The sequence below is a fragment of the Novosphingobium capsulatum NBRC 12533 genome (genome assembly GCF_001598375.1).
Taxonomy (GTDB): Bacteria; Pseudomonadota; Alphaproteobacteria; order Sphingomonadales; family Sphingomonadaceae; genus Novosphingobium; species Novosphingobium capsulatum.
This window is the reverse complement of record NZ_BCYV01000020.1, coordinates 32,889-54,613: the sequence shown is the minus strand read 5'-3', so window position 1 is coordinate 54,613 and position 21,725 is coordinate 32,889. Positions and strand designations below refer to the sequence as shown.

20 protein-coding genes are annotated in these 21,725 nt (G+C 62.9%); 16 read left to right on the top strand and 4 right to left on the bottom strand.

The window, feature by feature from the left end; all coding sequences use genetic code 11:
- Nucleotides 1-32: 32 nt before the first annotated feature.
- From SCA01S_RS17570 to SCA01S_RS22620, 3 genes are all read right to left on the bottom strand, one after another.
- Complete coding sequence (locus SCA01S_RS17570; protein WP_030092784.1) at nt 33-1,016, bottom strand: ParB/RepB/Spo0J family partition protein; 984 nt, start codon at nt 1,014-1,016, stop codon at nt 33-35.
- Nucleotides 1,017-1,275: 259 nt separating this feature from the next.
- Nucleotides 1,276-2,478, bottom strand: a complete 1,203-nt coding sequence (locus SCA01S_RS17565) for an AAA family ATPase (protein WP_062787893.1) — start codon at nt 2,476-2,478, stop codon at nt 1,276-1,278.
- 273 nt (nt 2,479-2,751) lie between these two features.
- Complete coding sequence (locus SCA01S_RS22620; protein ID WP_126000574.1) at nt 2,752-2,976, bottom strand: hypothetical protein; 225 nt, start codon at nt 2,974-2,976, stop codon at nt 2,752-2,754.
- On the opposite strand from SCA01S_RS22620, the gene SCA01S_RS17560 reads away from it, so the two are divergent.
- From SCA01S_RS17560 to SCA01S_RS17525, 8 genes are all read left to right on the top strand, one after another.
- A complete protein-coding gene (locus SCA01S_RS17560; protein ID WP_062787891.1) occupies nt 2,959-4,263 on the top strand; it encodes a replication protein RepA in 1,305 nt (434 codons plus the stop codon). The two genes, SCA01S_RS22620 and SCA01S_RS17560, sit on opposite strands and share 18 nt — an antisense overlap.
- Nucleotides 4,264-4,427: 164 nt before the next feature.
- On the top strand, nt 4,428-5,273 hold the full coding sequence (locus SCA01S_RS17555) for a DUF7146 domain-containing protein (protein ID WP_062787889.1): 846 nt from the start codon (nt 4,428-4,430) through the stop codon (nt 5,271-5,273).
- A 75-nt stretch (nt 5,274-5,348) separates the two neighbouring features.
- Complete coding sequence (locus SCA01S_RS17550) at nt 5,349-9,572, top strand: strawberry notch family protein (RefSeq protein ID WP_062787888.1); 4,224 nt, start codon at nt 5,349-5,351, stop codon at nt 9,570-9,572.
- Between the two features lie 105 nt (nt 9,573-9,677).
- Nucleotides 9,678-11,783, top strand: a complete 2,106-nt coding sequence (locus tag SCA01S_RS17545) for a ParB/RepB/Spo0J family partition protein (RefSeq protein ID WP_062787903.1) — start codon at nt 9,678-9,680, stop codon at nt 11,781-11,783.
- Between the two features lie 101 nt (nt 11,784-11,884).
- On the top strand, nt 11,885-12,826 hold the full coding sequence (locus tag SCA01S_RS17540; protein ID WP_030090556.1) for an ArdC family protein: 942 nt from the start codon (nt 11,885-11,887) through the stop codon (nt 12,824-12,826).
- Nucleotides 12,827-12,869: 43 nt separating this feature from the next.
- Complete coding sequence (locus tag SCA01S_RS17535) at nt 12,870-13,478, top strand: DUF6927 domain-containing protein (protein WP_062787886.1); 609 nt, start codon at nt 12,870-12,872, stop codon at nt 13,476-13,478.
- A 42-nt stretch (nt 13,479-13,520) separates the two neighbouring features.
- Nucleotides 13,521-13,721, top strand: a complete 201-nt coding sequence (locus SCA01S_RS17530; protein WP_030090560.1) for a hypothetical protein — start codon at nt 13,521-13,523, stop codon at nt 13,719-13,721.
- A complete protein-coding gene (locus tag SCA01S_RS17525) occupies nt 13,721-14,221 on the top strand; it encodes a thermonuclease family protein (protein WP_369805560.1) in 501 nt (166 codons plus the stop codon). The genes SCA01S_RS17530 and SCA01S_RS17525 overlap by 1 nt, the downstream gene beginning before the upstream one ends.
- A 3-nt stretch (nt 14,222-14,224) precedes the next feature.
- Here SCA01S_RS17525 and SCA01S_RS17520 read toward each other — a convergent pair whose 3' ends face one another.
- Entirely contained in the window at nt 14,225-14,713 is a 489-nt protein-coding gene (locus SCA01S_RS17520) for a hypothetical protein (RefSeq protein WP_030090562.1), read from the bottom strand.
- Nucleotides 14,714-14,800: 87 nt separating this feature from the next.
- Between SCA01S_RS17520 and SCA01S_RS17515 the strand changes: the two genes are divergently transcribed.
- From SCA01S_RS17515 to SCA01S_RS17480, 8 genes are all read left to right on the top strand, one after another.
- Nucleotides 14,801-15,814 (top strand): deazapurine DNA modification protein DpdA family protein, encoded by a 1,014-nt coding sequence (locus SCA01S_RS17515; RefSeq protein ID WP_062787883.1) that lies wholly within the window; start codon nt 14,801-14,803, stop codon nt 15,812-15,814.
- Between the two features lie 97 nt (nt 15,815-15,911).
- Nucleotides 15,912-17,531 (top strand): PRTRC system ParB family protein, encoded by a 1,620-nt coding sequence (locus SCA01S_RS17510; protein ID WP_371421310.1) that lies wholly within the window; start codon nt 15,912-15,914, stop codon nt 17,529-17,531.
- A 33-nt stretch (nt 17,532-17,564) separates the two neighbouring features.
- On the top strand, nt 17,565-17,996 hold the full coding sequence (locus SCA01S_RS17505) for a PRTRC system protein E (protein WP_062787879.1): 432 nt from the start codon (nt 17,565-17,567) through the stop codon (nt 17,994-17,996).
- 45 nt (nt 17,997-18,041) lie between these two features.
- A complete protein-coding gene (locus tag SCA01S_RS17500) occupies nt 18,042-18,248 on the top strand; it encodes a PRTRC system protein C (RefSeq protein ID WP_030090566.1) in 207 nt (68 codons plus the stop codon).
- 167 nt (nt 18,249-18,415) lie between these two features.
- The gene (locus tag SCA01S_RS17495) at nt 18,416-19,411 is read left to right on the top strand and encodes a hypothetical protein (RefSeq protein ID WP_228227686.1); all 996 of its coding nucleotides are present in this window, start codon (nt 18,416-18,418) and stop codon (nt 19,409-19,411) included.
- A gap of 10 nt (nt 19,412-19,421) precedes the next feature.
- A complete protein-coding gene (locus tag SCA01S_RS17490; RefSeq protein ID WP_030090568.1) occupies nt 19,422-20,252 on the top strand; it encodes a PRTRC system protein B in 831 nt (276 codons plus the stop codon).
- Nucleotides 20,249-20,902, top strand: coding sequence for a PRTRC system protein A (locus SCA01S_RS17485; RefSeq protein ID WP_062787877.1), 654 nt, complete (start codon nt 20,249-20,251; stop codon nt 20,900-20,902). Before SCA01S_RS17490 ends, SCA01S_RS17485 begins: the two co-directional genes overlap by 4 nt.
- Entirely contained in the window at nt 20,899-21,657 is a 759-nt protein-coding gene (locus SCA01S_RS17480; protein ID WP_030090570.1) for a PRTRC system ThiF family protein, read from the top strand. The genes SCA01S_RS17485 and SCA01S_RS17480 overlap by 4 nt, the downstream gene beginning before the upstream one ends.
- Nucleotides 21,658-21,725 lie beyond the last annotated feature (68 nt).

Sequence of the window (21,725 nt, the reverse complement as noted above, 5' to 3'; positions counted from 1 at the left end):
TCCGTACTGAAACGCCGTCTCGCTTGTTTTGCTCAGCTCGCCGGCAACAGTTCTTCGATCGCTTTCATGAGCTCGGCCTTCGTGGCGCCGGTCCGGGGCACGATCTTGATCGTGATCCCCCCACCTCTGGCACTGGCATAGCGCAGAATCGTCTTTCCGCCTTTGCCCGTGATCTCTCGCTCGCCAGTCTCCTTCTTCTTTGCCTCAACGGTCGCACGAACAAGTCGCTTCGCCACCTCGGGTCCGGTCAGACTGGAACCACCATTCCTACGCTCGGCCTCGATGCGCTCGGCCTCGTCTCGCATTCGCTTCAGAGTTTTCGGTTCGCTGGTCAGCGGTTTGATATCGCGCGCCACTCGAACGGTAATGTCGTGGGTGTCCGAAAATGCCGCCACGATCTCCTCAGGAAGCCTCGCAACATCCAGCAGGCGGCTCAGCCATGACCGCGAGAGGTTGAGATGCTCCGCCATCTGGGACTGGGAGTTCTCGTAAAACTCCGACAGCGCTCGCGCATATTCCTTTGCACGCTCCCAGTCTGAAATGTCCTTTCGCGACCGATTTTCAACGTCCGAAACCCGGAATGCCTCTTCATCCGTGACGGTCTGGATCGTGACGAGATAATCAAATTCTGGATGATGATGTTCGCGGAGCCACTGGACGGTCCACCACCGGCGAACGCCAGCGATGATCTCATAATCGTAGTCAGGATCGTCTTTCAGACGACGCACGATCGCCGGGATGCGCTGCCGCTTCGCCGCGAGAAAGGAGTCGATCAGATCGCGACAGCTCTCTTCGGACAAATGGTCCAGGTCGCGATTGTGCATCCGCCAGGGACGGCAACGAGCCGGGTCCACCCACTCCGTTCGATCGGTAACCGTCTTGCCGCTCGCTATCCGCGCCAGGGTCTGGCTTCGGCTCGCCATGATCCCTTCCGAGGGGCTCGCATTGTCAAGCTCGGCCTCATTATCCAGGCCTTCGGTGAACATCGAGCCGAAGCCCTTATTTCCTTTTGTCATCGGCTCGCTCCTACTCGAATTTCCGGCATCTTGGAGACCCGATTTGTTGGTCTGTTGCCACGTGGCAACAAACCGAAATTCGCCTCGCCTTCGGCTCCCCTTTTCTGAGGGAAAACTGATCCTGGAATTTGGCTCATGATACTGTTTATAAACGCTTTCCTTGCTCGGTTGCCACGTGGCAACAACGCATCATTCTTAGCAGATTTCAGCCCCATAGACGGCGAACAATTGCCCGCAGTTGCCACGTGGCAACTGCTGCTCAAAGCTGCCCCCCTGCCCGGCTCGGCCAGGTCCGCAAAACGTCTTCTTCGATGTCTCGGCAAACCTCATTCAGATGCCTCATGCACCGGTTGTAAACCTCGTGCGAAGTGACGGGCTTTTCCAGTTCAAAGACCGTCTTCATCCGCGAGCTGGCATTGTCGATCTCCGCACTGGTGACCATCACCGAAGAAGACATTGAGCCTCCGAAAACGCTCCGCATCATCGAAAGTATCTCACGATGCATCGACTTGCTGTCGTCGACCCGGCTGCCGACGAGACGGATGAAATTGTAAGCCGGGCGCCCCCTCCCCGCGAGCTGCTCGAGCTGCTTCATCGTGGTCTTCGCCATGTCGATAAACGACACCGTCGATGCGAAGTCGACCAGGCTTGGCGGCACGGGGATCACCATCGCATTGGCTGCTTGAAGGACCGCCATGGAGACCATGCCGAGTGCTGGAGGCGGATCCATGATCACCACATCGTAATCTTCTACCACCGAGTCGATGGCCTCGGCGATCAGGTCGATGATGTTCAGGTTCTGATTGCGCGCGAGGTAGCCGGCGATCTCGTATTCGAGATTGTAGAGCCGCAAATTCGCAGGGATCAGATCGAGCCCATGGAAGTGGGTCTTCCGAATGATCTTTCGCACACCCAGCAATTCCGGGTTATGGAAATGCCCATAGAGCGTGTCGTCCTCCTCCAGATCGACGTCTGGTCGGTAGCCGAACATCATTGTCGATGAAGCTTGGCTGTCGCAGTCGATAAACAGCACACGATAGCCGTTGATCGCGAAGTGCTGAGCCAGGTGCAGCGCGATCGTGGACTTGCCGACACCGCCCTTGAAATTGCAGACCGAGAGAATGGCGGGTGGATCTTCCGGGCTGCGCCACGGACGCGTTCCGAACACCTCACGCATATGATCGAGTTCTTCGAGCGTATATTGGACGCGATGACCGGAAGCCGTCCGCCCACGCTCCGGCAAACGCCCGTCGCGTTCAGCTTCTCGGATCGCCGACGCGGTGCGTCCGACAAGTGATGCAGCCTTGGAGATAGGGAAGGTGGGGGCTCGCTTCTGCCCTGTCTCTGGATCGACCGCGCTGTCGCGGATCCGCTTGAGGATCGTGAGCGCTTTACGGTGAAGCACATCCAGGCCACCTTCCAGAAGGTCATCGGCGGGGACATTTGTGGGATCAGTGGCCATGAGATTCCGCTTTTGTGGGTTTGATGGCCCACAATAGCGACGTTGGCAGTTTCGAGCAACGATTTGGCCATCGAACTTACAACTTTACCGATGATCTCCGAGTCGGTGCAAGCTTTCCGAAAACTTGCTGCGTCCGGCTGCACCGAGCGATGCCCTGTGGATAAATACCGATGATCTCAGTACCTTCCGATGATCTCGGTGCGTCCTACCAATGATCTCGGTGCCAACAGACCGATGATCTCGGAGCGCATACCTATTACATGAATCCCTGAATCAATCCGATTCGCGAATCGGCTTCAAAATTTCGATTTTTGAAAGTGGGAAGGGGCGATTCGGCAAAAGCGGCACCGAGATCATCGGTCGAATTGCAACTCTCACCCCTGATTTCCCGCCAAAACTGCCAACAGGGTTGATTTCGAAACCCAAACCTGTTGAGACAGCGCCATCACAGACCCCGGAGATTCGGGGAAGGGCGGAACAATGAACGGAGATCAGCATAGGCCGATTGGGCACCAATATGCACTCGCCATGATCGATGGCGGTGCAGAGAATGTCCGGAAGCTTGCCTCCACTGCCGGAACCCAATTGACGCTCGACGCCTTCCTGCGAGTCCACGACGAAGAGCCTGTCCCGGCATTTCTCCATTCCGCGCTTTGCGCCATGTCGCTCCCGACCAAGCGCCCGAAGGACGACACGCTCCCGATTATCCGGGAAGACGGCAAGTACGCGCTGGCAATCAACCCTCGGCCGGTTCTTCAAAATATCGATGGCAAGTCGGTCATGAGAAGCCTGGGTGTTCCATATGGGGCCTATCCCAGGGTTGCGCTCATCTATCTGCTTTCACAGGCGGTAATGAAGCGTTCGCGCGACGTCTATCTCGGCCGCAACTTCACGGAATGGATGCGGCGGCTTGGCTATCAAACGGTGTCCTATGGCCCCCGTGGCACCGCAAATCTGATGCGCGAACAGGTCGACCGCTTGCTGGCGTGCGAGTGGCAGATTCGCTGGGATGGCACCGAAACGGACGACAACGCCTTTGCGGTCCGCGATGTGAAGATCTCAAATGAATATGCTGGTTCACTCGACAAGAACGGCACCTTCGCGCGGGAAATCCGTATGTCGGAGGTCTTCTACAGTCACCTTATCGAGCACGCTGTCCCATTAAACGAAGTAGCGATCCGGGAGCTTAAAGGGACGCCAACGGCGCTCGATCTCTATACCTATCTTGCCTATCGCCTCCCACGGATCGGCTCCGACAAGGGGCAGATCATTTCTTGGGATCAACTGGCAAAGCACCTCGGCAACGAGGCTGACAGCAAGCGCTTTCGTCAAACGGTGCGGGAGACGATGCAGCTCGTCTCGGCGGTTTATCCCAACGCGAACGTCGATCTCTCCGGCAGGAAGGTGGTCCTTCATCCGTCTCCAGCGCCGATGGAGCGTAAATTGGTCGGACCCCATTTGCGACTTGTTGGGGCGCCAGGCGTCGAAACGGCACCGAGATCATCGGTTCGCACCGTTCCGCAGGCAACGAAACCCGCAGCGAAATCAGACGAACCGCTTCACGCATTCCCGCCGGGAACGCTTTCCTATGGCGACCGCGAACAGGCGTTTCGGAGTGTCGGTCTCACTAAGGGCCATCCTTGGTCAGTCGACGATATGGCCAACGCATTCCGCAAGGGATTCGCCGATATCAAGAGGCCCCGGACCGACACCGAATGGATGCGGCTCTGGGAGGCCTTCGTGATCAAATATGCGGATCGGCGGAAGAACCGGCCTGACGATTGACCGATGATGTCCGAGCCGTTCGTCGCCTGCGAACGAGCCCGAGTCGTGCCCGATGAAGCGATCAACGTGAGCGCGCCGACCCTCATCGTTGATAGGTCCGGGTCACAGCGCCATGCGCTGAAAGAGGGAAGGGGGGATGTGGCTACCGAGCAGGAGGTAGTCCTATGCCACTCACGGCCAAACGACCGACCCAGGAACTTGTTGACCTCGTAGGCGCTCTTGGCGGCACCTGGACCGGCTACAGGGCTATGGCCCGTTGCCCGGCACATGGCGACAACGATCCAAGTCTTTCGATCCGCCAAGGTGACCGCGGCATTCTGATGACGTGCTTCGCGGGTTGCGCACGCGATGATGTTCTGCGGGAATTGCGTCGGGTTCGAACCGGCCAACATTATGCAATACCGGAACAGGATCGACCGCAAGGCAGCGCCAATGTCTCGCGCATCTGGGAGCAGGCCGTTGGCGTCAAAGGGACGCTGGCCGAGCGCTATCTTGAGCGACGCAACTTGTTGCCAGCGCCTGCCGACGTGCGCTTCCATTCGCGCTGCCCATACCTCCCGAAGCCGAAAACCGTTTATCGACCGGCTTTGCTGATTGCTGTTCGCGAGATCCGGCAGCTCGTCGCGATCCAGCGCAACTTTCTCGACCCTGCGACAGCGAAGTGCCTCCGAAAAGTCATGCTCGGCGTGCCTGGGACAGGCGCATGGCGGGGCCGGGCAGGGGGCGAGACGCTGGCGATCGCCGAAGGTTTCGAGACTGCCGGCGCCTACACCCGCATCAAGGACATCCCCTGCTGGGCCTCACTTGGCGCCAGGCGGCTCGATCAACTGGTCATTCCACCCGGCATTACGACCCTGCTGATCGCAGAGGACAATGATCCAGAAGGGCGTCGCGCCGCGGCGTCCGCCGAAGCGAAATATGCCCGTCCCGGGCTCATCATCCGCCGCGACCCGCCGCCGCCGGCTTTCAAGGATTGGGCAAAGTTCCTCGACGCGCACTGCCGGACCTGATCCCGGGGCGGAGAGAGGGGAGGGGGATCGAGGGTGTGTCGCTGCGACAGATGCAGCCGCGCAGGAGATTCCCAAATGACCGACCTTTTTCAGACCGCCGAGCGCGGCGACCGTGCCGCTGCGCACATCCTTCTATCCCAACTGGCGTCAGGCGAGCCGGTCACCCGTCAACATCTCAATCGGGCGATGGTGCAGGCGTTCGGCGGAACCGATGCCGAAGGACGCTGGACGCAGCGCTCAAGCTTCGAGGTGCTAGAGCACGCACTCGCCCTTCATCTCCGTGGATCATTGGCGCCTCTGGCCAGCCTCGCCGATGTCGCCGCGCGGATTGACCTCGCGCAGCGCCTCCCCACTCAGACCGTGCGGAGCGAAGACCAGATCGAATGGCAGCAATTCTCGACTCCTGTCGACATTGCGGCCGTCGCGATTCTGCTCGCAGATGTCCGGCAGGATGACGTCATTCTCGAGCCCAGCGCCGGCAACGGTTTGCTCGTTGCACAGCTTGGGGCTCATCGATCGCTGCATCTCAACGAGCTCGATCCGATCCGCCGCGATCGCCTGCACGGCGTTTTCCCCGGCGCAACGATCACCGGCCATGATGGGGCGATTCTTGATGCTGCTCTTGGCGACGCACCGCGTCCTTCCCTGATCCTCATGAATCCGCCGTTTTCGCGGTCGCTCGGCCGCGGCGTCGATGATCTTGCGGCCGTTCGGCATCTTCAGGCTGCACTTCGCCGATTGCAGACTGGGGGCCGCCTCGTTGCCATCATGCCCGACTGGTTCGGACCGACCACCCGAATGCGCGACCACTACGAGACCGTCCTTCGCGGATCGACAGTGCAAGCCTCTGTTCGACTTGAAGGCTGCTATCTCAAACACGGCACGTCTATCGACGTGCGAATCTTCGTCATCGACAAGGTCGCCGGCAGGCTCGCACCAGAAGTCATCCAGGGTGGATCAATCGCGGAACTGCTCGACGTTCTCACCGTGACACCTCGCCTGTCCCTTGTCGCAGATCAGCCGGCACCCGCGCCGAAGCGGGGCGGAGGCATCTCGCTCTTCAGAGCGGTCAAAAGCGCCAAGCCCATGCCCCGGGCCTTTCACGCTGCCGTGCGCAACCATGTCTTGCCGGTTGCTTACACCAGGCTCGAAACCCCGGCGCCGCTGCTCGAACAGACCGGCGTCTATCTGCCCTATCGGCCAAGCCGCCTGGTTTTCGACAAAGCCGGCGAACACCCGACTGCGCTCGTCGAATCCGTTGCCATGGGATCAATCCCAGCGCCGATCCCCGATTACGTCCCTTCGCTGCCGGAGCGGACTGTCACAGAGCGTTTGCTCTCGGCCTCCCAGCTCGAAACCGTCGTTTACGCCGGCCATGCCTGGGCTCAGACGATCCCTGGGCGCTTCGCACCGGACAAGAATGGTGTCGGCCTCGTTATCTCGGAGGAGGGCCGCGGCTACCGAAAGGGTTTCTTCCTCGGGGACGGAACCGGGGCAGGCAAGGGTCGCCAAATCGCGGCCGCCATTCTTGACAACTGGCTTCAGGGGCGGCGTCGCAATATCTGGGTCACCAAGAACGCGCCCCTCCTCGAAGATGCTCGCCGTGATTGGACGGCCCTCGGCGGGCTCGCCGGTGACATTCAGCCCATATCGAACTGGAAGATCGACGAACCCATCAGGCTTGACCAGGGCGTCCTTCTGGTCACCTATCCGACCCTTCGATCGATGCGCGGGGAACATAGCCGGCTGAAGCAGATCATCGACTGGGCCGGCGCCGATTTCGACGGCGTCATCGCCTTCGACGAAGCGCACGAGATGGGCGGTGTCGCAGGAGGCGAGGGCGCACTCGGAGCCAAGGAGGGATCGCAACAGGGCATCAGCGGCGTTCGGCTCCAGAACCATCTGCCCGCCGCGCGGATCCTCTACGCCTCTGCGACGGGGGCGTCCGAGGTCAACAACCTTGCCTATGCCGTGCGGCTCGGGCTCTGGGGACCGGAGACGGCGTTCGCCAATCGCGAGCAATTCATCTCCAGCATTCGCCAGGGCGGGATCGCCGCCATGGAATTGGTCGCACGCGATCTCAAGGCGACTGGGCTCTACATGGCGCGAGCGCTGAGCTTCGCCGGTGTCGAATATGAGATCCTGCGGCACGAACTGACGCCCGCGCAGATCGAGATCTACGACACTTACGCCAATGCCTGGTCCATCATCCACCGGAACATGGAAAAAGCCCTGGAACTCACCGGCGTCGTCGATGGTCTCGAGAACACCACTTTGAATAGCGGGGCGAAGGCATCGGCCCGCTCGCGCTTCGAGTCCACCAAGCAGCGTTTCTTCGGCCAGGTGCTGCTTTCGATGAAGCTGCCAACGGTCATCGCCGCGGTCGGCGAGCATCTTATGGCGGGCCAGTCGGTGGTGCTTCAACTGGTGACGACGGCCGAGTCCATCCTCGACCGGCGATTGGGCATGCTCAGCCCGGATGAGCGCGTCGACCTCGAAATCGACCTCAGCCCTCGTGAATATGTCATCGATTATCTCGAGCGCGCTTTCCCTACTCGCCAAATGCGCGTCTTCACCGACGACACAGGCACGCAGCGCTCCGAGCCGATGACGGACGAGACGGGTAATCCCGTCTACAATCCCGAAGCCGAAGCTGCCCGCGCGCTGATGATCGAGCATCTTTGCGCATTGCCGCCGATCATGTCGGCGCTCGACGGCATCCTGGAGCATTTCGGGCATGATCGTGTCGCGGAAGTCACTGGGCGGACAAAACGCCTAATCTCGACGGGCGACGGCCGGCAGAAGCTGGAAACCCGTTCGACCCGTACCAGTCAGGCCGAGGCCGCGGCCTTCATGCAGGGGCTGAAGCGCGTCCTCATTTTCTCGGACGCCGGCGGGACGGGGCGATCCTATCACGCATCAATGGACGTGCCGAACCAGGAGCAACGCGTCCATCTGTTGCTCGAGCCGGGCTGGCGCGCGGACCGCGCCATTCAGGGCCTTGGCCGAACCCATCGGACCCATCAGGCGAGCACGCCACTGTTCCGGCCCGTCACGACCGACTGCAAAGGCGAACTCCGCTTCACCAGCACGATTGCGAGGCGGCTCGACAGCCTCGGCGCACTCACACGGGGTCAGCGCCAGACCGGCGGTCAGAATCTCTTCGACCCGGCTGATAATCTGGAGAGCGAATATGCTTGCGCTGCGCTGGTGACGTGGTTCCACTTGCTGGTCGATGGCAAGCTCAAGAGCATCTCGCATTCGGAATTCGAGGATCGGACCGGTCTCGAGCTCTGCGACAAGGACGGCGTCCTGAAAGAGGAACTGCCGCCCATCCAGCGATGGCTAAATCGCATCCTCGCGCTTCCCATCGGCCTGCAGAACAGCATCTTCGATGAGTTTCTGTCCCTGGTCGAGACACGGGTATCGGCGGCGAGGGAGGCTGGCCGGCTCGATGTCGGTGTCGAGACGATCCTCGTCGATTCCGCCACCTTGATCGACGACACACTGCTCCGGACCGACCCGGTCAGCGGGGCGACGTCGCACTTGCTGACCATCGAGATCGCGCGGCGGCGGACCCCTGTCACCTTGGAGCGCGTGCTGCGTATCGCCGACAGCGATAGCACCGCCGTATTTCTGCTCAACGCCAAGTCGGGGATGGTCGCGCTGCAGACCCGCGCCCGAGCGCTCATGGAGGAGAAGGACGGAACGCCGATCCCGCGCTTCGAGCTGACGAGGCCGACCCGGCGGGAATATATCCGCGAGCATGAGCTCTTCGAGAGCGCCTGGAAAATAGTCGATCGGGACGCCTTCTGCGCGAAATGGCAGGCCGAAGCCGATGAAGCGGCGAACAAGGTCGACACCGAGACGATCCGCCTCGCGACCGGCTTGCTTCTGCCGATCTGGTCGGCGCTGCCCAGCGATCATCTGGTGGTCAACCGCATCGCTGACAAAGCGGGAAATAGCTGGCTCGGCCGCCTCGTTTTCGACGAGCACGTTGTCCAGCTTTTCACCAAGCTCGGCATCGATCGCGCCGAGAACCTGCCGCCCTCAGCCATCATCAAATCGGCCCATTCCGGTCGAAGCGTTGATGTTGCCCGCCCATTCCCCATGACGATCCGCCGCGCGATGGTGAACCGAAATCATCGCATCGAGATAGTCGGGGCGCCGTCGGATCAGCTCGCCTGGCTGAAATCCTTGGGCTGCTTCACCGAGATCATTCAGTACCGGACACGGGTGTTCCTTCCGGTGAGCATCGCCGCCGACATCCTTGGGCGCATTCTCGCCGATCCTGGGTGAGCGCGGGTCGCCCTTGGTCAAACGACCGAGGCCGCTCTTGGGAAAGAGGGAAGGGGGAACGGGGTGGTGTCCGGGAATTGCCGGACGCCAAGAGGAGTGACCCCGGTGATCCAGACCATCAAACTCGCCAAGCTGCGGCTCTCGCCGATCAACGTCCGTACCGCACCGGACGAACAGCTTCAGATTGAACCCATGGCCGCCAGTATCGAGGCCAAGGGCGTCCTTCAGAATCTGCTCGTCACGCCCGCCAAAAAGCCGCGCGGCACCTTCGAGGTCTTCGATGGCGGACGCCGTTGGCGCGCGCTTCGCCTGCTCGCCGAGCGCGGTACGATCTCGGAAGCCGATTTCGATGTCCCCGTCATGATCCTTACCGGCGACGATGCCGAATTGTCCGAAACGTCCACGGCGATCAACTTCCATCAGCTCAAGATGACCCCCGCCGAGGAATGCCGCGCCTTTCAGCACTTCATCGGCTCGACCGGCGATCTCGATGCTGTCGCAAAGCGTTTCGGCGTGACACGTCGCTTCGTCGAGGGGCGCCTGCGCCTCGCCTCGCTGGCAGCGCCGATCTTCGACGCCTTGAGCAAAAGCGAGATCACGCTCGACATCGCCAAAGCCTATGCGTCGACCGAAAGCCACGACAAGCAGCTTCTGGTCTGGAACAGCTACCAGAATGGCCACGTAACGGCCGACACCATCCGCCGCGTCATCGCCAATGAGACGCTCAAGGCCAGCGATCCGATCGCGATTCTGGTCGGCGAGGAGCGGTATCGCGCGGCAGGCGGCAAGGTCGATGGCGACCTCTTCACCGACGGCAACGACCGCTGGAACAATCCCGAGATCGCGCACCGTCTCGCCGGCGACATCATGGAGGCCGAAGCGAGACGCATCGGTGAGGAGACGGGCCTTGCCTGGATCAGGCCGATCGCCAGCAACTACGCCCACAACGCCGCCCACGGCCTCTACCGTGCCATCCTGCAGCCGCCCGCGCTCACCGAGGAGCAATCCGCCCGCCTTGGCGAGATCGAGGCGCGCCGCGCCGAGCTCGAGGCCGAAATGCAGGACGAATCCATCTCGCCCGATGCCTACAAGGCCCTGGACCAGGAGGATGACCGACTGATCGCCGAGGCCGAGGCGATCGAGCATCGCGCGCCCGTGCTGCCAGATGAGCTGCGGCCGCATGTCGGCGCGTTTCTGCTTCTGACGCCGCAGGGCGAGATGCGTCTCGACACCCAATTTTATAGCGAGCAGGAGCTCATCGTCGAAGAACCCGACGCGATCGATGATGCGGGCGGCGGAAATCCCGGCGAACCCGACGAGGGCGGGGCGGGCAGGTTTCGCGTCGGCGTGAAGGATTCGCCCGAGCCAGCTCGCCGACCCGAAGCTGTGGCACCTGGCGGCAAGCCGCTCAGCAATCGGCTCTACGACGAGCTTGCCATACAACGCCGCGATATTCTCGCATCCTGTCTGCTCGCTCAGCCGGCGCTCGCGCTCGATTACGCGCTGTTCGTCATGATCGACGCCCGGGTTTTCGCCGGCGGCGGTTCTGCCGACGAGATCGTTCAATATGGCACCACCATCTGCGCTGATGCCCCGCAGGATCCCGTCACGGCGGATTTGCTCGGCTCACGCGCCCGGTCCTACCTGGCCGAAGCGCATGATGGCCTTGATGCCGGATGGTGCGACCACGATCACGAAATCGATCGGTTCGAAGGGTTTCGCGCGCTCGATGACGACAGCAAGGCGCAGTGGCTGGCCTATATCGTTGCCATGTCGATCGAGGCCAAGCCGCGCGGGGCCAGCGGCCAGGTCGCGATCCACAATCGATTGGCCTCGATCCTCGAGATCGACGTTGCGAGCTGGTGGCGTCCGACCGCGGAAAACTTCTTCGATCGGGTCAACAAGGGCAGCATTTTGAGCCTGCTTCATGACGTCGGCGGCGGCGCGCTGACGGCTCGGCACGCCACCCTGAAGAAGGCGGAGATCTCGCAGAGCTGTGAAAAACTCTTCGCCGGGGCGGCCATTGTCGAGCCCGAGACGAAGGACGCTGTGCTCGCATGGGTGCCGGACGCGATGCGCTTTGGTGCTGCGGCCCCGTGCCCGACCGATCGTCTCGGTGGCGAGCCGGATCGCTCTGCGTTGTCGGATGATCACATGGCGGAAGGCGCTTCGGTCGCGGACGATACGGTGATCGAGCCGGTCGAAGCCTGACCCAGCAGGACAGGGGGGCGGTCGGCGCCACTTGCGCGATCGTCCCCTCCCGCACGCTTGCCTCTCCCGAACCCCATCGTCATCCCGCTGGAGCATCAGCCATGCCTGCGAAAGCCCGTCCGAGCCGCGACGTCGCGGCCGAAATCACCAACCTCATCATCAGAAAGCTGGAAGAAGGCGTCCCGCCCTGGACTCGGCCCTGGCGGGTTGCCGGCGCCGGTGGCCGTCCGCTCCGACACTGCGGCACGCCCTATACCGGGATCAACACGGTCTATCTTTGGGCGATCGCAGACGCGAACGGCTATCGCTCGCGCTACTGGATGACGTATCGCCAGGCCGAAGCGCTCGGCGGCCATGTTCGCCGGGGGGAGCACGGCTCGCTCTCGGTCTATTATTCGAGCTTCAAAAAGACCGAGTCGGACCGGGTGACCGGTGCCGAGAGCGAACGCAGCATTCGTTTCCTTCGCCATTATCTCGTGTTCAACGCCGATCAGATCGATGGGCTGCCCGCCTATTTCTATCCGGACGACGCGACCCCTGCGCCGATCGATCCATCTGCGCGGCAAGCTGCCATCGACGAGTTCTTCGATCATGTGCCGGCAGATGTTCGACATGGCGGCGATCGCGCCTTCTTCCACCCGACATTTGATTTCATCCAGATGCCGCACCGGCGGTCATTCACAACGATGGATCATTACGCCTCGGTGAGGGCACACGAGACCGTTCATTGGTCAGGCGGCAGCTCGCGCCTTGCCCGGACCTTCGGCAAGCGGTTCGGCGACAAAGCTTATAGTTTCGAGGAGCTTGTGGCTGAGATCGGAAGCGGCCTGATTTGCGCGCATTTGGATCTGCCGAACGAACTGCACGACAATCATGCGAGCTACGTCGCCCACTGGCTCGGCATTTTGCGCGCGGACAAGACCGCAATCATTCACGCCGCCTCGAAAGCTGAGCAGGCCTTCAACTACCTTCTGGCGTTTGGCGACAGCGACGACACGGCGTCATCGGCCGAGGGGGTCAGGCAGATCCTCGAGGCGGCCTGACCGCCGCTAATCCGAATTTTCCCCGACATCACAGGAGATACCGATGGGCTGGCTCACCATGTCCCGTTTCCACATGGGCGGACACAAGACCGCCAAGGATTATCTGGACGCGCAATTCACCTATAGCCGCGAGGCGGACGGGACGATCAAGGGACTGAAGGTGCTCGCCTCATCCTGCCCCCAGAATCGCACCTATTATGCTGCGGCTCAGGTGATGATCGACGGCGTCGGCAAGGAGGTTTTCGCGATCGTCTGCAAGGTGATGTGGAATCCCAAAAGCAAGTCCGGCGAGCATTTCGGCTACAAGGATATGGACGAATCTGTCGGCCCCTATGAGGATAGCTGTCCCCGCCACATTCTCGACCTTCTGACCCCGACCGACCGGGAGCACGCCCTCGACTGGCGCGCGCGGTGCCGTGCCAACCTGGCCCGCCGATCGCGCAAGATCGAGGACGGCGACCGGATCAAACTGGCCCAGGCGCTGACCTTCTCCGATGGTCATGTGGGTGACGAATTTATCGTCGTGAAGCGCGGCCGCCGCCTGAGTTTCCGCGATCCCGCGACTCGCTGCGGCTATGCGATCAGCCGGTTCATGGAGCGCGACTGGACGATCCTGCCGGTCACTAAGGTTCACAAGACGATCTTTGCATGAGTGCGTCAGCCAGTATCATTCCCGCAGCAGGGAGAAGCCATCATGTTTGCCGCGTGTCTTGAATTGTCGCCCAAGCGTCTGCAGCTTTGCAGCCGCGAGAACGCCAATCGCGTCGCAGGTCGCCTATTCGACGAGCGGCCGGGTAGGCTGTCGATCGTCCGCACTGGCGATCCGCTGCAACCATTCCGGGTCTGCACGACGCCGGCGGCCGATGATCATGTCGAGGTGGAGATGACATTTTGATCCGGATCGCGGCGGCCATCATCCTCGCGGGCGGAGCCGCTCTCACATCGCCCTCATGGTCTCAGAGTTTCGACGCGAAGGCGCGGGCGCTCGATGGCGATACCGTGGCCGTCGATTTCCGGTTGCTTGGGGTCGACGCATTCGAGCGCGGGCAGCTCTGTCGGCGCGCCTCGGGATGTTGGCAGTGTGGGAAGGCCGCACAGGATTTCGCCGCGAACGCCCTGCGCTCCAAGGCCGCGACGATCCGGCTCGTGTCTTCGTCTTCTTATGGCCGCCCCGTTGCGGTCGTTACAGTCGACGGCGCGGATTTGGGAGAGCGTCTTATCCGCGCGGGTCTCGCGACCCCGCAGGCGAGTTATCTCAGAGACGATCCCGCTCGCCTGCGCGCATATAATGCGGCCTTCGCTTCGGCCAGGAGGCAAAGGGCAGGGGCCTTTGCCGGAGACTGGATCGAACCGTCGCGCTGGCGGCACGGGAACCGCCTGAGCTGCGAGCGCTGATGGTCAGGCCGACAAAGTCGGGTCGGCCCACCAAGATGGTCCCTGCTCGAAATTTCCGTCCATCCTGACCAACGGCCCATCGGGCGCGTCGGCCACATAGGGGTTCACGAGCGGCATCACCGTCTCCTTCAGGCGCTTCTGTTCGCCTGCGATGCGCCCGCGCCGCTCCAGCAGATCCTCCAGCCATTCAAGATCGTCGAGCATCGACACCACGCCGCGGCCGGCGAGGCAGAAATAGATGCAGCGCTGAAAATCGTCGGCACCATCATTGCCCAGGATCTCCGCCAGCTTCAGCTTGCCCGCCGAAACCCCTTCATGCACCCAGCTTACCGCCTCGCGCAGCTCCCGCACCGAATAGTAGGCGTCCTCGACATGAATGCCGATCGCCGCATTGGCGATCATCCGACGGGTCGGCCGGTTCTCCATATCCAGCGCCGCATCCCGCAGCGTTATGTCGAGATCGAACAGGTGTCGGATGCTGGGCGTCGTCATGGCAAATCTCCTACTCATTAGAACGTAACGTGAACATGCGCGACCGTCAATTGTCCGCGTGCTTCCGTTGCGAGCGGAGCGCGCATCATGCCCATCAACGTCATCGTCGGCCTTCCGCACCTGAACGATGGGCCGATCCTTCAGCGGGCACGCGCGCTTGGCCGGACCGCGCTCATCTCGGCGAACGCGCTTTCACGTTGGTCCGAAAAGCGCGGCTGGCGGGAATGGACCGGATGGCGCCTGGGGCAACTCCAGAATGCACGGGGTTTGTCCGGCCTCTGCCTGGACTCCGCAGGCTTCGTCGCGACTGCGCGCTATGGTGGCTTCCCGTGGTCCCTGTCGGACTATGTATCGCTCGCGGCGGCCTATCCATTCCAATGGTGGGCAAGTGCCGATTACTGCGTCGAGGCTGAGATCGCGCGAGATCGCGACGAAGTCTTCGACCGCCTGTCGCGCACCATCCGCGCCAATCGCGACTGCCGCATCCTGGGCGAGGATGCCGGAATAGCCGACAGACTGATGCCTGTGATCCAGGGCCGGCGACCATCCGACTATGAGCGCTGTGTCGATGCGCTCTGGGGTTCGCTCCGCCCCGGCGCATTGATCGGTGTCGGAAGCATGTGCCGGCGCGATATTCACGGACCGGAAGGCCTGATCGCGGTCATCGACCATCTCGATCAGATTCTTCCGGCCGGTGTTCTGCTCCACGCATTCGGCGTCAAGGGCACGGCACTGCCCTTCCTTCTGCCTTTCGCACACCGGGTCGCGTCGATCGACAGCCAGGCCTATGGCGTCGGTGCGCGTCGGGCAGCCCTGAAGGCGGGGATCTCCAAGACCGATCGCGTCGTGGCCGATTACATGGAGCAATGGCTCGCCGGTCAGTACCACCGACTAACCGAGCGGCCGCGCCGCCTTCCGCAGCAACGGCCTGCTGACGCAGATCCTCCGCCGATCGATCCCTGGGAGGCCGCAATCGCGCAGGCCCGTACCGAAATCCGCGATCTCATCGAGTCCGGCGATCTTGATCATGATGAGATGTTCGAGCCGTGGCTCGAGCAATGGGCGGCCGACATCTTCCATGACCAGACGGCGGAGCGGTGAAAGGGGAGGGGGAGTGGAAGGGTGAGCATCAGGCTCACCGAAAGGGTGCGCGTCGCGAGCAAGCGCGTGCACCGCCATTCTCACTAGGAGAACCGCCTTGACCGCATCGCACCCTGTCGGGACCGCCATGGTCCCGCTCGCCCGGATTGCCGTGGGCTATAATCCGCGCCGCTATTTCGACCGGAAGAAGCATGACGAACTCGTCGCCTCCCTGCGTTTGCGAGGCATGCTGCAGCCGATGCTGGTTCGGCCCGCTGCCGACCTGCCGGAGCATTTCACGATCGTCGCGGGCGGTCGCCGCTACCGGGCCGCAATGGAAGCCTTCGGCGAAAACGCCGAGGTGCCGGTCCTGATCCGGGAGATGACCGACCAGGAGGCGCTCGACGCGGCGATTGCCGAAAACGACGATCGCGATGATCCTTCCGAGACCGAGCAGGCGGACGCGGCCGTTCGCTATCTCGCGGCGTGCCAAGGCGACCGGGCTGAAGCTGCACGGCGGCTTGGCTGGTCCCGCGCAAAGCTGGACCGCCGGCTCGCGCTCGCCGACCTTTCCGAGACCGTCAAAACCGCGCTCGACGAGCGCCGGATCAAGGTCGGACACGCCGAATTGCTCGCCGCCGTTCCCGCCGACAAGCAGGACAAGGCGCTCGAGACGATCATCGCGGCCGGCCTTGACATCGCAAAGACCCGCGATCTTCTCATGAAGGTCACGCAGCGCCTCGCCGATGCCCTGTTCGACAAAACGGAATGCACCACCTGTCCGTTCAATTCAGGGACGCAGCGCGCCCTGTTCGACACCCATGTCGACGATGGCCACTGCACCAACGCTACCTGCTTCCAGCTAAAGACCGAGGCGGTCGAAGCTGCACGCCGTGATGCGGAGGCGGCCGCCGAGGCCGAGGACGCCGCCGCAGCGATCGAACACGATGACGGCGATGATGACGCTCTCGCCGACGATGGCGACGAAAACGAGGACGGCGGTGAGATCGGCGGTCTGACCGATGACGCAGCGCCTTCAGCACCTCTGGTCGGTCGCGGAACCGTCGTGCGCAAGGTTTCCACCAGCACCGGGCCCAGTGTTACCGCAAAGTCCATCGCAGGCCGCACGACCGACCTGCGGGAGGCGACATGGCGCACGGCGCTCGCCCGCGGGCTGGCCGACGATCCTTTGAACGCCCAGGCGGCGATCCTCGTGGCAGCGCTGACCGGCACGCTTTCGCACATCAAGTCAGGCACTTTGACCTCGCGCGCTGCACTGCTGGTCGACGCCGCGTTCCCCGATCGCGGTTTCAAGGAAAAGATCGCAGAGATCCGCGAGCTATCGGAGGTTCAGGCCACCACGGTGCTGGCTGCGATCGGGGCAGCATATGCCCGGGACGTCCAGTCGTTCGCGCACGTCGCCGATCTCGCCGGCGCCTTCGGCATCGACATCCGGACAGTCTGGCAGGTCGATCGCGCTTTTCTCGAACGATACACGAAGGACGAGCTCAAGTTCATTGCCGCCGAGAGCGGCCTGGTCGCGCACATGGGCGAGAAGGCATTCGCAAAGTTGCTCGGCGCCAAGAAGGGCGACCTGATCTCCGGCATGTTGAATGCTGTCGGGTTCGATTGGGCTGGCCGGGTGCCAAGCGCGATGGCCCTCGATGGCCGCTATGCGCCGCCCAATTCGCTTCCGCCCGCCAAGGCCGACGAGGTTGTCACCGAACTGGCCGCCTGACCTCGCCCAACTTTCCAATCAAGGAATCCCACAATGCTGATCACCAATCTTCTGCCCATGCTGGGCAACTATTCGCTCGCCTTCGATCTTGTCGCCGGCGATGACGGTGTCGTTACCCTCATCATCATACCCCGCGTCGCCGAAGGCAAAACGCACAAGGCCGAGGCCGGCGAGCTGCGTCCGATCTCGATCACAGCGACGGCCGCCGAGATCGATGCAGAGCTTGCGAAGGGCGCCGAGGGGGCGCTCGGTGGGCTGATTGCCACACGCATGGCGCTTGCCGATCAGATCGCGACCCAGCGGGACGCGGCCGAGGCCGCGCGCGCGGCGTCTGCGGAGGCGGCGAAGGCAAAGGCGGCATCGGCACCCGCCAAGCCGGTAGTCGCAGCGAGCACGCCGGCCGCGCCAGCGGCGGGCGCCCTGCCGGCCGATGCAAAATCGGAGGAGCCCGCCAGCCTCTGGTGATCGGAAGCAACCGACACCCTTTGCAATTCCAACAAGGACATTCCGATGCAGATCGACCATCTTGCCCGCGTCTACCGCTATGACGGTATCGACCTCCCGCAGCCGCCGCACCTTGCCAATGACCCGCAGGGGCTGCGCGCCTACCACGCCACCCTCTACCCGGCGATCCTCAATGCCGACCTGGTCGATGCCGGGGTTACTGGCGGTGTCCACGTCACCGAATATCGCCGAGCTGTCGGCACCAAGGGCTGACATGGCGCGCGTTCAAATGGCGGCCATCCCCGCCGCACCGCGCTGCACGCTGCTCCATTGGATCGAGAACGACCATGGCAACACTTCCGAACTCTCCCGGCCTGCCTGCAGCAAACAAGCCCAGGCCCTCCATGCGAAGATCATCCTCGACGCGGGCACGCGCGAGGATGGTCCTGCCGATCCTATCCCGCCACCCACAGGACTCTCCCTTCCTCCGCTCGGCTGATCTGGCAGGACGGACCGTCCATATCTCCCCTGATATTCCGGTGATGTTCGATCGACCTTTGGCGGCCCACCATAAGCTCGTCGGCAGTTGGGTCGCCTCGAAAGAGCAGGAGACAGTGCACCGCACGCGCCCTGAGGCGCGCCGACATATCGAACGGGTCTTCCAGACCGAGGTCCTCGAAAGCTTGCGGAGCTGCACGATCGCGGACCTGCGCGTCGTCGTGCTCAACGGCGAATCCTGCGGGGCGCCGGCGGTCGCGATCGTCTGCGACAGTGTCGGGCAGCTCGATCTCGGATGGATCGAGGACAGCAAGCGGCCGATCCCGTGGCGCGCGGCTGCGTATCGGGTGCTCGAGCGCACGCTCGGAAGTGCTCTCCCGATCTTCTGCTACGATGACCTCTTCGACAACATCTCGATGTACTATTGGGACGGCGAGACCGAGGACGCCGCTGCGCGCGAGGCCCTCGTTGCGCTCCATGGGGCTGACGACAGCGAGATCGCGGCCCAGACCATGCCGTCCGAAATGAACGCCAGGCGGCCAGAATGGATGCTCGCCGCGAGGGCAGCGCCCACGTCGAAGTTACCGACTGCCCTTCGTCGGGCTCTGCGCGAATTGCGGGATGCCCACGCGGCGCTCACCAATTTGCCTGACGAACATCACGCCTGGCGCCTCGAGATGGATGTTCTCTACGAATATGTCCCCGGTATCGAGGAATGTTCGCCGCTTCCGCCGCTGACACTCGTTCCCGTCGAACAGTTCGCGGTCGAGGTCGACGACGTCGGGCGTCACGGCATGGAATATGGTTTCATGGACGTGACGGGCCTTTGCCCAATGACGCACTCCACCGCGATCGATGTCTGGCATGCGTCACTCGCCGCCGGCGCGCGGCTGCTGCGGGCCGCCAAACATCTCATCGAACTCTATCCTCCCGAATAACGAGGCCGACATGACTGACCATTGCGTGCAGTTCGAGCGAACCGCAGGCGGCATGATGCTGACCAACGCCATCCTGCTCTACAGAAGCGACGGGGCTCGCGGCCTCGGCTCGCATCTTACCCCTGGCGAAGATGCCGAGGCATTCGCCAGCATCCATCAGATCGAGCACGACGCTATCGGCGCGCCGACCATCGCCGCTGGAACGCCTTTGACCCGGGCGCATCTGCGGCATTGGTCGCAGGCGCTCGGCCGCGTCGCCCCGCCGCAAATTCTCCCCGAAACGGTGCTTGTCGCCCATCCCGACCTGCTGGTCTGGTGGGTGCCCGCACAGGTGAGGACGGCCTATTTCGACCTCTCGGCGAAACTGGCTGGACTGCGTGCGCTTGGCGGCCGCGCGATCGTCCCGGTTGCCTATCCGGCACACGTCCTTGTCGCCACACGGCGCCGGCTTGGAGTCTTTGCGCTTGAGCGGAACGAGCGGCCCGCGGCCGAAACCGCCTTGCTTCATTCGCCGATCCTCAACGTCTTCCTCAACGGTTCCCTCTGCTGGGGTAACATTCCGAAGCCGACATCGCTGGATGTGTCCGCCATTCCCGAGTTCGAGCGCGCGCTTTTCGACTCCTGGTCGACCCATCCGAATCCGGGTCAGGAGCTGACGATCACGGGGAAGGGCGGTCTCGTGCGTCTCTGGGACACCCTCGCAGCGACCCGCGCGACCCGCTTCCCGGTCAAACGCTTGAGGCCGTTCCTCGGAGATCGTCGCCAGACCGCCCCGCGAGGCGCCGCCAAGGCCGACCCAGTGACGCTCGGCGACCTCATCTACGGAAGGTCCGGCCGATGACTGCCCTCGCCGACGACCCGACCGCCGCCGCGGTACTGGCGGAGGCGCCTTGCTATCCCGTGCCGCCGGATGGGCGATCACCCGCGATCGAGGCCGTTCGCGAAGCCCGAGCAGGCAGCTGCCTCGCAATCGGCCGCGATGGTGTCTGCCTGATCTTGCGCCGGGCCTGGCTGGCTCTGGATCTGCCCGTGACACTGCCGATCCCGGCCTACCTGCCCTACGGGAGCATTGGAGTTCGCCGCGCGGACCTGCGTTGCGGCTTGATACCGGCGGAGCTGCTGCGGCAAGTCCTCGAGCACTTTCGCGCCGCGCTGCCCAACGAGGCCGCCGCCTTCATCCTCTGGGATGAGGCTAATCGGCGATTCTGGGTCGACTTCCCCCAGATCGACCGCGCGACGCCGTCACACCTCACTTATCGTCCGCCTGCGCTGCCGCCGCACCATCACCTCATCTGCGACATTCACAGCCATGGGCACGGCGCGGCCTTCTTCAGCGCAACCGACGACGCGGACGACGCGCACGCGACCAAGATCGCCCTGGTTGTCGGACGTCTGGGTCATACGGACGGCCCCGCATTTGCCTCGCGACTGTGCGCCGCAGGGATGTTCCTCCCGCTGCCGCGAAGCCCTTTTTTCAGGAGACGATCATGACCTCTGAGACGCCCCTTCGCCACTATCTGCCTGCGGCGCTCGGCAACCGCGCGATCAAAATCGTGCTTGTGGGATGCGGCGGCAACGGCGCGCAGATGCTGATGGGGCTCGCCTCGCTGGATACGGCGCTGCGGGCGATTTCGTCGCGTTCGCTCGATGTAACCGTCGTCGACGACGATATCGTCAGCGAGGCCAATCTTGGCCGGCAGCCCTTCTTCAGGTGCGACATCGGCAACTCGAAGGCCCGGACGTTAACCGAGCGGATCAATCTCGCCCACGGTCTGGCCTGGACGGCGGTGCATGGCCGGGCACCCGAGGCCGCGAAGCTCGACGGCACCGACATCGTCATCACTTGTGTCGATACCGCATCGGCGCGCCGGAGCGTCGGTGCGGCCATCGCCTCGGCCAGGAATGCGCCGGCCTATTGGCTGGATCTCGGCAACCGCGCTGGCGACGGGCAATATATCATCGGTTGCCCGAACGCTGAGCCCGAGGCCGGGCACCAGATCCTCCCGACAGTCCTCGAATATTTCCCCGAGGTCGCGAACGAGAGCCTGCCTGACGACGACGCGCCGTCGTGCTCGATGGCCGAAGCCCTCGAGCGCCAGTCGCTTTTCGTGAACCGGGTGGTGGCGAGCCACGCGCTGGCCCTTCTCTTCGATCTCGTTGGCCGCGGATCGATCGGCCACGCGGGCGCGTTCATCAATATCGCCACCGGGCAGGCCGTGCCGATCCCGCTACCGATCGCTGCTTGAATCTTCGGTCGAGCCCGAGGCCGGCCACGGGAGAAAGGGGAGGGGGAGAGGGCCGTTTGAGCGGATTT

Excerpts from the sequence above, each read along its gene's own strand:
- SCA01S_RS17485 (WP_062787877.1), top strand. The coding sequence starts at position 20,249 with ATGACTGCCCTCGCCGACGACCCGACCGCCGCCGCGGTACTGGCGGAG.
- SCA01S_RS17495 (WP_228227686.1), top strand. The coding sequence starts at position 18,416 with ATGGTCCTGCCGATCCTATCCCGCCACCCACAGGACTCTCCCTTCCTC.
- SCA01S_RS17570 (WP_030092784.1), bottom strand. The coding sequence starts at position 1,016 with ATGACAAAAGGAAATAAGGGCTTCGGCTCGATGTTCACCGAAGGCCTG.
- SCA01S_RS17550 (WP_062787888.1), top strand. The coding sequence starts at position 5,349 with ATGACCGACCTTTTTCAGACCGCCGAGCGCGGCGACCGTGCCGCTGCG.
- SCA01S_RS17540 (WP_030090556.1), top strand. The coding sequence starts at position 11,885 with ATGCCTGCGAAAGCCCGTCCGAGCCGCGACGTCGCGGCCGAAATCACC.
- SCA01S_RS17520 (WP_030090562.1), bottom strand. The coding sequence starts at position 14,713 with ATGACGACGCCCAGCATCCGACACCTGTTCGATCTCGACATAACGCTG.
- SCA01S_RS17515 (WP_062787883.1), top strand. The coding sequence starts at position 14,801 with ATGCCCATCAACGTCATCGTCGGCCTTCCGCACCTGAACGATGGGCCG.
- SCA01S_RS17480 (WP_030090570.1), top strand. The coding sequence starts at position 20,899 with ATGACCTCTGAGACGCCCCTTCGCCACTATCTGCCTGCGGCGCTCGGC.
- SCA01S_RS17535 (WP_062787886.1), top strand. The coding sequence starts at position 12,870 with ATGGGCTGGCTCACCATGTCCCGTTTCCACATGGGCGGACACAAGACC.
- SCA01S_RS17565 (WP_062787893.1), bottom strand. The coding sequence starts at position 2,478 with ATGGCCACTGATCCCACAAATGTCCCCGCCGATGACCTTCTGGAAGGT.
- SCA01S_RS22620 (WP_126000574.1), bottom strand. The coding sequence starts at position 2,976 with ATGCTGATCTCCGTTCATTGTTCCGCCCTTCCCCGAATCTCCGGGGTC.
- SCA01S_RS17505 (WP_062787879.1), top strand. The coding sequence starts at position 17,565 with ATGCTGATCACCAATCTTCTGCCCATGCTGGGCAACTATTCGCTCGCC.
- SCA01S_RS17555 (WP_062787889.1), top strand. The coding sequence starts at position 4,428 with ATGCCACTCACGGCCAAACGACCGACCCAGGAACTTGTTGACCTCGTA.
- SCA01S_RS17500 (WP_030090566.1), top strand. The coding sequence starts at position 18,042 with ATGCAGATCGACCATCTTGCCCGCGTCTACCGCTATGACGGTATCGAC.
- SCA01S_RS17490 (WP_030090568.1), top strand. The coding sequence starts at position 19,422 with ATGACTGACCATTGCGTGCAGTTCGAGCGAACCGCAGGCGGCATGATG.
- SCA01S_RS17560 (WP_062787891.1), top strand. The coding sequence starts at position 2,959 with ATGAACGGAGATCAGCATAGGCCGATTGGGCACCAATATGCACTCGCC.
- SCA01S_RS17530 (WP_030090560.1), top strand. The coding sequence starts at position 13,521 with ATGTTTGCCGCGTGTCTTGAATTGTCGCCCAAGCGTCTGCAGCTTTGC.